Origin of the sequence: Amycolatopsis sp. NPDC089917 (genome assembly GCF_040684635.1) — a bacterium.
In the GTDB taxonomy this organism is placed as follows: Bacteria; Actinomycetota; Actinomycetes; order Mycobacteriales; family Pseudonocardiaceae; genus Amycolatopsis.
The window spans coordinates 1-10,540 of sequence record NZ_JBFBGL010000121.1 but is presented as its reverse complement, the minus strand read 5'-3'; the positions used below and the strand labels follow the sequence as shown (position 1 = coordinate 10,540).

The 10,540-nt window shown below is 69.5% G+C and carries 9 protein-coding genes; 4 read left to right on the top strand and 5 right to left on the bottom strand.

What is annotated here, in order from left to right; all coding sequences use genetic code 11:
* Positions 1–104: 104 nt before the first annotated feature.
* Positions 105–1,334: a polysaccharide pyruvyl transferase family protein gene (locus AB0N89_RS40390; protein ID WP_364216832.1), complete on the bottom strand. Its 1,230-nt coding sequence runs from the start codon at positions 1,332–1,334 to the stop codon at positions 105–107.
* Positions 1,331–1,879 carry an OmpA family protein gene (locus AB0N89_RS40385; protein ID WP_364216829.1) on the bottom strand — a complete coding sequence of 183 codons (549 nt, stop codon included), beginning with the start codon at positions 1,877–1,879 and terminating at the stop codon, positions 1,331–1,333. The genes AB0N89_RS40390 and AB0N89_RS40385 overlap by 4 nt, the downstream gene beginning before the upstream one ends.
* 304 nt (positions 1,880–2,183) lie before the next feature.
* Between AB0N89_RS40385 and AB0N89_RS40380 the strand changes: the two genes are divergently transcribed.
* On the top strand, positions 2,184–2,387 hold the full coding sequence (locus AB0N89_RS40380) for an antitoxin (RefSeq protein WP_364216826.1): 204 nt from the start codon (positions 2,184–2,186) through the stop codon (positions 2,385–2,387).
* Here the strand turns inward: AB0N89_RS40380 and AB0N89_RS40375 are convergent.
* The 3 genes from AB0N89_RS40375 to AB0N89_RS40365 are packed head-to-tail and all read right to left on the bottom strand — an operon-like array spanning position 2,370 to position 5,797.
* A complete protein-coding gene (locus AB0N89_RS40375; protein ID WP_364216823.1) occupies positions 2,370–4,058 on the bottom strand; it encodes a cobalt chelatase in 1,689 nt (562 codons plus the stop codon). The genes AB0N89_RS40380 and AB0N89_RS40375 overlap by 18 nt on opposite strands.
* Positions 4,055–4,987 carry an AAA family ATPase gene (locus AB0N89_RS40370; RefSeq protein ID WP_364216819.1) on the bottom strand — a complete coding sequence of 311 codons (933 nt, stop codon included), beginning with the start codon at positions 4,985–4,987 and terminating at the stop codon, positions 4,055–4,057. Before AB0N89_RS40370 ends, AB0N89_RS40375 begins: the two co-directional genes overlap by 4 nt.
* A gap of 9 nt (positions 4,988–4,996) precedes the next feature.
* Positions 4,997–5,797, bottom strand: a complete 801-nt coding sequence (locus AB0N89_RS40365; RefSeq protein WP_364216816.1) for an IclR family transcriptional regulator — start codon at positions 5,795–5,797, stop codon at positions 4,997–4,999.
* 144 nt (positions 5,798–5,941) lie between these two features.
* Here AB0N89_RS40365 and xsc point away from each other — a divergent pair, with 144 nt between their 5' ends.
* The 3 genes from xsc to AB0N89_RS40350 all read left to right on the top strand — a co-directional run bounded on the left by xsc (position 5,942) and on the right by AB0N89_RS40350 (position 10,452).
* Positions 5,942–7,750 (top strand): sulfoacetaldehyde acetyltransferase, encoded by a 1,809-nt coding sequence (xsc, locus tag AB0N89_RS40360; protein WP_364216813.1) that lies wholly within the window; start codon positions 5,942–5,944, stop codon positions 7,748–7,750.
* A 281-nt stretch (positions 7,751–8,031) separates the two neighbouring features.
* Positions 8,032–9,396, top strand: coding sequence for an aspartate aminotransferase family protein (locus AB0N89_RS40355; RefSeq protein WP_364216810.1), 1,365 nt, complete (start codon positions 8,032–8,034; stop codon positions 9,394–9,396).
* Between the two features lie 69 nt (positions 9,397–9,465).
* The gene (locus tag AB0N89_RS40350; RefSeq protein WP_364216807.1) at positions 9,466–10,452 is read left to right on the top strand and encodes a phosphotransacetylase; all 987 of its coding nucleotides are present in this window, start codon (positions 9,466–9,468) and stop codon (positions 10,450–10,452) included.
* The last annotated feature ends 88 nt before the right edge of the window (positions 10,453–10,540 follow it).

Below are 10,540 nucleotides of genomic sequence, written 5' to 3'. Positions count from 1 at the left end.
CAGCGTGGTGACGTCTTTCACCAGCAGGGCGGGCGCGCGGATGGTGGCGGCGCTGTCGACCGGGCCCGTTCACTCACGACCACCTGTACCGACGCAGGATCCGGCTAGCTCGACCGAGCCCGCCACGAGCGCAAAGCGAGACGTCGCGCCGGGGCGGGTGCCGCGACTTCCTCGGCTTCCCGGCTCCCGTACACCGCCTTCGCGATCGAAAGCTTCAGCTCACGGCATCGCCTGAGGACGTGGGGCGGGAACCCGGTGCCGGTCGGCCGGTCCGGGGTCCCGCCCGCCTCGGCGTCGAACGACGTCCACCCCGAGCCCAGGTCGATCAGGCTGCGGTGCTTGGTCGTGTAGTACCCGGGCGACACGTCGAACGCGAGACCGGCCGCGCCGGCGGCCGCGGCGACCAGGTGCGGGTGATAGCGGCTGGAGATCCAGGTCTGCCCGGGCGCCAGCGGCAGGCCATGACGCCAGACGTCACGGAACGGGTGGAACTCGGCCCCGGCGAGTTCGTGTTCCAGCAACGCCGGGACGGCGCGATCGATCCGGGGGATCCCTTCGACGACCGCGAGTTGTTCGGGATGGACCTCCCACGACCGCAACAACCCCAGCACCCGGGCGGCCAGCGCGGACGGCTCGAAGGTACCGATGTCGGACTGGACGCACAGCACGAACTCGCGCGCCTGCGCGGCGGGCGGCTGCTCGTACGGCGCCAGGAACACGTCGTCGCACGTCCGGACGACATCGGGCAGCAGGTCGGCCGACGGATCGTCGCGGACGTCGACGACGTCGAAACGGTCGGCGAGCGACCGGAGGAGGTCGGTGGCGCCCGAAGGGAACGGCGTCAGTCCCTGTCCGGTCATGGCCGTGCGGGCCCCGGATCGCCGCGCGGCGGCCGCGGCGCCCGCGATCAGCCCGATGTGCCGAGGCCACAGCGCGTTGAGGTAGCCGCCGCCGATCAGGTGCAGCACGTCGGCGCGGCCGAGCAGGCCGATGCCCGCGTCCCACCGCGGCGCGAGGCCGGGATCGTCCACGGCCGACTGCACCCAGCGCGCCACCTCCCACGGATCGTCCGACGGCGCCTCGCCGCACAGCCGCCACAGCGTGTCCGTGCACCGCAGGCGCGGATGCAGATCGTTCAACAGCAGTTGCGCGGGCCCCGGCGAGTGGGTGTCGAGCCAGACGTCGGCCTCGGGGTCGGTCCGCGCCAGATAACGCAACCACGTCGCGGCGATCAGCTCGTCGCCGAAATTGGGAAAGCCGCTGGGGCCGATCAGGTAATGGCAGGCGCGGGCGGGCGGATCGTTCCGCTCACCCGCGCTTCTGTCGAGGGTCACTGCGCGACGGTGATCTGCGTGTCCAACGCCTTGTCGCCCTGCGCCTTCTCGTTGCCGGTCGGTTCGCTCTTGACGCGATCCTTGGCCACACCCGCTCCTTCGAGGGCGGCGGCGATCGCTTCCGCGCGCCTTTCGGAAAGCGCCTTGGACTTTTCCGCGTCGGGGTAACCCGCGTGGGTGGCGACGGCGATCTTGACGTCGTTGCCCTGCATGGCCTTCGCGATCTCGCCGAGCGCCGTCTTGCTCTTCTCGGACAGTTCGGCGCTTTCCGTGGTGAAGGCGATCGGTGACTGCTGGAGCGCCTGCTGGATCGCCGCGGTCACCTTCTGGGCCGCTTCGCCGCCGGCCCCACCCGCGTCCCCGGTGCCCGCTCCCGACGACGCGTCGGCTCCGGTTCCGGCTGACGACGCGGCCGGTGCGCTCGAAGCGCTTCCATTCGCGCCATTCGTTCCAGCCGCACCGTTTTCACCTTCGGAGCCGCACGCGGCGACCAGGCCGGCCACGATCACCACACCCGTCACCGTCCGGGCAATTGTCCTGCGCATGAAGTTCGAACTCCCTTTGACCGTCTCCGCTTTGGCTGACGCAGGGATACGAACACGAAAGAGCTAATAGCGCCAACCGTGGCGCTGATTCCACCCGAGTGAGCTACCACCCGTGCCGCGTCTTCTGGGGTTTTTCCTTTTCAGGACGTGGAATATCACACTGTTGTCCCGGCTTGGGGACTCACCCACCCGTCGCGTTCGAGTTGCCTCGTAGCGCGAATGGCCTTTGATGGAGGTAGACGCCGTGGATCGGCGTCCCGGAATTCGTACTCATTCCGGATATTTCGATGGATGAGGAGTTCTCATGGGTATCGACTTCGAAGGCATGAAGGACAAGGTGAGCGGGGAGCACGTCGACAAGGCCGCCGATTTCGCCAAATCCCGCTTCGGTGAACACTCCGACAAGATCGACACGGCCGCCGACAAGGCGAAGGACTTCCTCGGCGACTCGGGCGGCGAACAGCAGCAGCAGGGCGAGCAGCAGCAGGACTCACCCCCGGGTCAGTAACCCGAGGACGTCCCGGAACGGGGCGTACCCCGACGTGACCGAGGTGTCGAGCACTCGGGAGCGGCGGTAGAACGGGCTGAGGTCGAGCCCGACGCCGACTCCGCGGATCTCGACGGTGTTTTCCTGCCGCAGCACGGTTTCCCGGAGATGTTCGTCCAGGTAGTGCGGATCGTTCGCCAGGGTCGTCGCGCTGTCCATCGGGCTGCCGTCGGAGAGGACGAGCAGGATCCGGCGCGTTTCCGCTCGCGCGCGCATCCGGTCGCAGGCCCACGCCACGGCCTCGCCGTCGATGCCTTCCCGGAACAGATCGGCCTTCAGCAGGGCCGCGAGATCCGGGCGCGCCCGGCGCCACGGCGTGTCGGCGTCCTTGAACACCAGGTGGAGCCGTTCGTTGAGCCTGCCGGGATGCCGCGGCCGTCCTGCTCGCCTCCAGTCCCGCGCGGGCCTCGCCCCGTTCCAGCCGCCGGTCGTGAAGCCGAGCACCTCGCAGCTCGCACCGGCGAGTTCGATCGAGCGCGCGAAGAGGTCGACCAGGGCGGCGACGGGTTCCGCGTGCGCCGCCATCGAACCCGAGCAGTCGATCAGGAACGTCACCAGCGTGTCCGCCACCGGCTGGATGCGCTCGGTGCGGAAGATACGTCGTTCGGTGGGGGAGCTGATCAGCTGCGCGAGGGTGCGGCCGTCGAGATGGCCCTCCTCCTGCCCGCCGTCCCAGCCGTCGCGCGCGGGTTCGGCGAGCACCGCTTTCAGATCCCGCGCCAGCCGCCCCGGTCCGACGCCTTGCCTGCCGACACGGTGGTCGAGCCGTTCGCGGAGTCCGGCCAGCAATTCGGGGCGTACCAGGTCCGACGCGCGTTGTTCACGGTCGTACGCGGTGGTGTAGGCCCGGTACGCCGCACCGGATCCGGCCAAGGTCCGGCTGGTTCCGGCGGTCGCGGAAGGGATCTGCTCGCCGTGGCTCGCGTCGAAGTCGATCAGGAGACTGAATCGCGGGTCGGTGGGATCGCCGTCGTCCTCGGCGTCTCGCTCGGCCCCGGCGAGCAGGGCGCCGACCTTCCGGGCGATCCCCAGCGCGTGTCCGGCGAACGCCTCCTGGTCGGTGCGGTGCCGCCGCAGCCCGGCGAGATCGTGGCCGAGCGACGGCGCCAGCGCGAACCTGGTCGCTTCGATGAGGTCCTCGGTCTCCTCGACCACGGGTTCGCCGGTGATCCGCGACCGGCAGATCTGCGCGACCGTGTACAGCGTCAGCCCGCGGGTGGTCTCGGTCAGCCCGGACCGGTGGAACTCCAGCGACCAGCGCAGATGCCGGAGCCGCAGGTTCCGCCGCATCCCCGGCAGTTCCGGCGGCGGGAGCGATTCGACGCGGAACTGTTCCAGCAGCTCGAAAATCCCGCGTTCGGCCGGATCGTCGGGGCACAGACCCCGGTGCAGGGCGGCGTCCGACACGGTCAGGCGCAACGCCATCCCGTCCGCGATCCCGCGTGAGGACGGCAGATCGTCGTCGGCGGACTGGCGCAGATGCGGTGCGTGCAGGGGCAAGGGTTCGCGTCCCCGATGCAGCCGCCGGGCCCGGAAATGGAGCGCCGGATCGCCGCTGAGCGCCCGGACCGCGGCCGCGCACAGTTCCTCGACCTGATCGCGGCGCCGGGTTTCCGTCTGTCCGGCGGTCATGCCGAGAGCAGGTGGAGTTCGTCGTCGAAGCACCGTTGGAAGTACTCCGCCACGACGGCCCGCTCGGCTTCGTCGCATTTGTTCACGAAGGACAGCTGGAACGCCGTCGCGGGATCGCCGAAGATCTCGATGTTCTCCGCCCAGGTGATCACCGTGCGCGGGGACATCAAAGTGGACAGATCGCCGGCCTGGAAACCGTTGCGGGTCAAGGCGGCCACCGCGACGAGAGACGCCGCCACCCGCTCGGGAACGCCGGGCACCCTGGCCCGCACGATCGCGATCTCCTCGGCGGCGGGCAGGTAGTTCAGCGACGCCACGATGTTCCAGCGGTCGATCTGCGCGTGGTTCAGCCGCTGCGCGCCGTGGTAGAGCCCGTTGAGGTTGCCGAGCCCGACCGTGTTGGCGGTGGCGAACAGCCGGAACGACGGATGCGGCCGCAGGACCCGGTTCTGGTCGGTGAGGGTGAATTTGCCGTCTCGTTCGAGGATCCGCTGGAGCACGAACATGACGTCCGGGCGGCCGGCGTCGTATTCGTCGAGGACCAGCGCGACCGGCCGTTGCAGCGCCCACGGGAGGATGCCCTCCTGGAACTCGGTGACCTGCTTGCCCTCGCGCAGCACGACGGTGTCGCGGCCGACGAGGTCGAGGCGATTGAGGTGGCCGTCCAGGTTGACGCGCACGCACGGCCAGTTGAGCCGCGCGGCGACCTGCTCGATGTGGGTCGACTTCCCGGTGCCGTGCAGACCCTGCACCAGCACGCGGCGGTCGCGGGTGAACCCGGCGAGCAGGGCCAGCGTCACCTCCGGGTTGAAGCGGTACGCCTCGTCGATCTCGGGGACGTGCTCGTCGCGTTCGCGGAACGCGCCGACGACCAGATCCGAATCGATGCCGAAGACGTCGCGCACCGGGAGCCGCAGCTCGGGGACCATGAAAACTCCTTACGAAGGAACACTTTCCGGTTCGGACCCGCCCTCGGCGTCGACGCGGCTGATCGCCTCGGCCGCGCGTTGCAAGGCGGGGAGCGTCTGCAGCGCCTTGTCCGGCGTCAGCCGCATGACGGGCGCCTGCACGGCGACGCAGAGGTTGGCGCGGCCCGGGACCAGGACCGCGACGCAGACCAGGCCGGGCAGGAACTCCTCGTCGTCGAGCGCGAACCCGTCGCGGCGGACGCGGGTGAACTCGGCCTCGAGCGCGTCGAGGTCGGTGAGGGTCTTGTTCGTGTACTGCTTGAGCGGCGCGTGCGCGAGCAGTTTCCGCCGCTGCGCGGGTTTCATCTGGGCGAGGATCATCTTGCCGCTGGCCGAACAGTGGATCGGCACACGTGAGCCGGGCCGGAGGTAGAACCTCAGCGGCTCCGGGGTCTCCACCCGGTCGAGGTACACGATCTCGTTGCCCGACAAGGTGGTCACGTTGCAGCTCTCGCCGAGTTCGTCGACGAGATGGCGCAGGACGGCGTGCCGCGCGCCGTGGTGGGTCGCGTTGAGGAGCAGGTTCTCCGCGAGCTGCCGCAGCCGGTGACCGGTGCCGTAGTGGCGGCCGTCGGCCTGGCGGACGAGCAGACCGGCGCCTTCGAGCTGCTGGAGCATCCGGTGCAGCGTCGGTTTCGGCAGGCCGGTCTCCTCGACGAGGCCCTGCAGGGAAACCAGCTGGTCCTTGGCGGCGATCAGTTCGAGCAGGGAGAACAGCCGGATGGTCGGCGTGTCCCCGTTGATCGGATCGGGGTGGCGAAGCAGCTCCATGTCCCGAAAAGTAGCACATGGTGTCTCGTTTTCCAGAATCCGACGTTGACCCTGGGCGGTTGTCGTCCTATCGTCGACCGCATCCTGATTTCAGGAACGCCACGTATCGTTTTTTGTAAATCTCACCTGTCGAAGGAGCGGAACATGACGGAACGGAAGACGGGTGACGGCCGCACGGTCGTCAGCGGCCGGAAGAAGATGACCCCGTCCGAGGCCTTCGTCGAGACGCTCGTGGCCAACGGCGTCACCGACATCTTCGGCATCATGGGGTCGGCGTTCATGGACGCGATGGACATCTTCGCGCCGGCGGGCATCCGGCTCGTACCGGTCGTGCACGAACAGGGCGCCGGGCACATGGCCGACGGCTACGCCCGGGTGAGCGGCAGGCACGGCGTCGTCATCGGCCAGAACGGCCCGGGCATCAGCAACTGCGTGACCGCGATCGCGGCCGCCTACTGGGCGCACAGCCCGGTCGTCATCGTGACGCCCGAGGCGGGCACGATGGGCACCGGCCTCGGCGGCTTCCAGGAGGCCGACCAGCTGCCGATGTTCCAGGAGTTCACCAAGTACCAGGGGCACGTCAACAACCCGAAGCGGATGGCCGAGTACACCGGCCGCTGCTTCGACCGGGCCCACTCGGAACTCGGCCCGACGCAGCTCAACATCCCGCGTGACCACTTCTACGGCGAGATCGAGGCCGAGATCCCGGAGCCGGTCCGGCTCGACCGCGGTCCCGGCGGGGAGCGGAGCCTCGACGAGGCCGCCGCGCTGCTGGCCACGGCGCGATTCCCGGTGATCATCTCCGGTGGCGGCGTCGTGATGGCCGACGGCGTCGAGGAGTGCAAGGCGCTCGCCGAACGCCTCGGCGCGCCGGTGGTCAACAGCTACCTGCACAACGACTCGTTCCCGGCGAGCCACCCGCAGTGGTGCGGGCCGCTGGGCTACCAGGGTTCCAAGGCCGCGATGAAGCTGATCTCGCAGGCGGACGTCGTGATCGCGCTCGGCTCGCGGCTCGGCCCGTTCGGCACGCTGCCGCAGCACGGCATGGACTACTGGCCCAAGGACGCGAAGATCATCCAGATCGACGCGGACCACAAGATGCTCGGACTGGTCAAGAAGATCACCGTCGGCATCTGCGGCGACGCCAAGGACGCGGCGGTCGCGCTGACCAAACGCTTGTCGGACCGGACGCTCGCGTGCGACTCCACCAAGGACGCCCGCGCGGCGAAGATCAAGGCGGAGAAGGACGAGTGGGAGGCCGAACTCGACGCCTGGACCCACGAGACCGACGCGTTCAGCCTCGACATGATCGCCGAGCAGGAGGGCGAGGAGGGCAACTGGCTGCACCCGCGGGAAGTACTGCGGGAACTGGAGAAGGCCATGCCGCCGCGGGTGATGGTGTCGACCGACATCGGCAACATCAACTCGGTCGCGAACAGCTATCTGCGTTTCGAGGAGCCGCGCAGCTTCTTCGCCCCGATGAGCTTCGGCAACTGCGGGTACGCGCTGCCGACCATCATCGGCGCCAAGGCCGCGGCGCCCGACCGGCCCGCGATCTCCTACGCGGGCGACGGCGCGTGGGGGATGAGCATGGGCGAGGTCATGACCGCGGTCCGCCACGACATCCCGGTCACCGCCGTGGTGTTCCACAACCGGCAGTGGGGCGCGGAGAAGAAGAACCAGGTCGACTTCTACAACCGCCGGTTCGTCGCCGGCGAACTGGAGAGCGAGAGCTTCGCGGGGATCGCGAAGGCGATGGGCGCGGAAGGCGTCGTCGTGGAGAAGCTCGACGAGGTCGGCCCCGCGCTGCAGCGTGCCGTCGAGGCGCAGATGACCGAGGGCAAGACCACCGTCATCGAGATCATGTGCACCCGCGAGCTGGGCGACCCGTTCCGCCGCGACGCGCTGTCCAAGCCCGTGCGCTTCCTGGAGAAGTACAAGGACTACGTCTAGGCCGCTTCGCGCGTGAAGGCCCCTTTCCCTCCACTCAGTCGAGGGAAGGGGGCCTTCACGCGTGATCAGACGCGGAACTCGCGTGATGGGAAGGCGAACTCGCGTGATTGAAGGGCGATCTCGGTGTTCGCCCTCCGATCACGTGAGTTCGCCGTCTGATCACGCGAGATCGCCACTCACGACCAACTGGACCCATCGAACGCCGTCGCTCTGGCGCTGGGCCGGGGCCGGGCGGATTGCGAAAGTCGAGGCACAGACTCGTGTCTCGAAGGAGGTCTCCGGTGGACGTCACCCAGCTGCGAGCGCAGGCTCGACGGCATCTCGGCCCGCACTTCACCCGCAAGGACACCTGGGCCTCGGATTTCCCGGTGTTCGTACGCGGCGAGGGAAGCTATCTGATCGACACCGAGGGCCGCCGCCACCTCGACGGTCTCGCCGGGCTCTTCTGCGTCAACATGGGCCACGGGCGCGCCGACATCGCCAAGGCCGCCGCGGACCAGGTCGGCACCCTGGCCTACGCGAGCAACTGGGGTTCGGCGCACACCCCCGCGATCGAAGCGGCCACGCTGCTGGCCGGGCTCGCGCCGGGCGACCTCGGGACGACGTTCTTCGTCAACTCCGGTTCGGAGGCGGTCGAAACCGCGCTGAAGTTCGCCCGGCAGTACCACCGCAGCCAGGGGCAGCCCGAGCGGACGAAGATCATCAGCCGCGACATGGCCTACCACGGCACGACCATCGGCGCCCTGTCGGTGACCGGGCTGGCGAAGATCAAGGAACCGTTCGGCCCGCTCATGCCCGGTGTCCGGCACGTGCCGAACACGTTGGGACTGCTGGGAGACTGCGGTCCGGCGGCCGAATTGGACTGTGTCACCGCGATCGAGCGGGTCATCCTCGAGGAAGGCCCGGAGACCATCGCGGCGCTGTTCGCGGAGCCGGTGCAGAACGGCCGCGGCGCGCTGGTCCCGCCGAAGGGGTACTGGCCCGCGTTGCGCGCGCTGTGCGACAAGTACGGCATCCTGCTGGTGTCGGACGAGGTCATCTGTTCGTTCGGCAGGCTGGGGCACTGGTTCGGGCACGGCGTCACCGGGGTGGTGCCGGACCTGGTCACCTTCGCCAAGGGATCGACGTCGGGCTACGCGCCGCTCGGCGGGGTGATCGTGCGCGAGAAACTGGTCACCGAGCTGTACGACTCCCCGAAGGGCGGCGTCTTCACCCACGGCGCCACCTGGGGCGGGCATCCGGTCGCCACCGCGGTCGCCGTCGCGAACCTCACCGCGATGCGGGACGAGAAGGTGCTCGACAACGTGCTCACCGAGGGCCCGGAACTGTTCGCCGCGCTGAACTCGCTCAAGTCCGCGCACCGCTGCGTCAAGGACGTCCGCGGCACCGGGTTCTTCTACGCCATCGAGCTGATGGCCGACAGCGACAGCGGTCGTGAGCTGACCGACGAGGAATCGCTGAAGGTGCTTCGCGAGGTGCTCCCGGAGGCGTTCCGCCGCACGGGCGTCATCCTCCGCGGCGACGACCGCGGCGCGACGATGCTGATGATCTCCCCGCCGCTGGTCGCCGATCACGCGGTGCTCACCGAACTGCTCCACGGCGTCGACGCGATGCTCAACGACGTCGAGAAGGCCGTCCAGCCCTGAACCAGCCCTTTCACCCGGTGGGGGTCGCCGTCTTCCGGCGGCCCCCACTTCGCCTGTGGAGGTACTTCGATGAGCCTGACCACCGAGGCCGCGCCGGACGCGACGCTCGACAGATGGCGGAAGGCGTTGCGCGGGCGTGACCTCCGCGTCGCGTTGCCGGACGGCGACGACGATCGCGCCGTCCGCGCCGCCCTCGCGCTCCGGGCCGAGGGGGTCGTGGTGCCGTCACTGTTCGGCGACGGGGCGCGGCTCCGTTCCGCCGGAGTGCCGCACGACGTGATCGTGGACCTCGCGGACGCCCTGGCCGACGAGCGGACAGCGGCCGCGCTGGCGGCGGGATTCGCGAGTCGCCCGGAGAAACTCGCCGAGGCCCGGCGCGATCCGGTGTCGGTCGCGGCGGCCGCCCTGCGGGCCGGCCGGGTGGACGCCTGTGTCGCCGGGGCGACCCGGCCGACCGCGGACGTCCTGCGCGCGGGGCTGCGGGTCGTCGGCCTGGCGCCGGGAGTGTCCACTTTGAGCAGTTGTTTCCTGTTGCTGCTCCCGGACGGGCGGCGGCTGACCTTCTCGGACTGCGCGGTCGTTCCCGAACCGGGCGCCGAACAGCTGGCCGACATCGCCCTCGCCGCCGCGGCGACCCATCGCGGCCTGACCGGGGAGGACCCCGTCGTCGCGATGCTGTCGTTCAGCACGCAGGGGAGCGCCGACCATCAGCGCGTCGAGGTCGTCCGCGAGGCGACTTCACTGGTGCGTCAAAGGAAACCCGGCCTTCCGGTGGACGGCGAGCTGCAGTTCGACGCGGCGCTGGTGGCGTCCATCGCGGCTGCGAAGGCTCCGGGTTCGGCGGTCGCCGGCCGCGCGAACGTCCTCGTGTTCCCGAATCTCGACGCCGGCAACATCGGCTACAAGATCGCCGAACGACTCGGGGGCGCCGTCGCGCTCGGCCCGATCCTCCAGGGACTCGCGGCCCCGCTCAACGACCTTTCCCGCGGCTGCTCGGCCACCGACATCGAGACGCTCGCCCTCCTGACCGCCGCTCAAGCCCTGGACGTTCCGTGAAGGCCTCCTTGAGGGACCCAGAGTCCCTCAAGGAGGCCTTCACGGAACGCGGACTAGCCGAGCAGGGCCAGGGCCACGTAGGCGATGG

Coding starts and splice junctions, on each gene's coding strand:
- AB0N89_RS40375 (WP_364216823.1), bottom strand. CDS start 4,058: ATGACCGCCGGACAGACGGAAACCCGGCGCCGCGATCAGGTCGAGGAA.
- AB0N89_RS40350 (WP_364216807.1), top strand. CDS start 9,466: ATGAGCCTGACCACCGAGGCCGCGCCGGACGCGACGCTCGACAGATGG.
- AB0N89_RS40385 (WP_364216829.1), bottom strand. CDS start 1,879: ATGCGCAGGACAATTGCCCGGACGGTGACGGGTGTGGTGATCGTGGCC.
- xsc (WP_364216813.1), top strand. CDS start 5,942: ATGACGGAACGGAAGACGGGTGACGGCCGCACGGTCGTCAGCGGCCGG.
- AB0N89_RS40365 (WP_364216816.1), bottom strand. CDS start 5,797: ATGGAGCTGCTTCGCCACCCCGATCCGATCAACGGGGACACGCCGACC.
- AB0N89_RS40380 (WP_364216826.1), top strand. CDS start 2,184: ATGGGTATCGACTTCGAAGGCATGAAGGACAAGGTGAGCGGGGAGCAC.
- AB0N89_RS40370 (WP_364216819.1), bottom strand. CDS start 4,987: ATGGTCCCCGAGCTGCGGCTCCCGGTGCGCGACGTCTTCGGCATCGAT.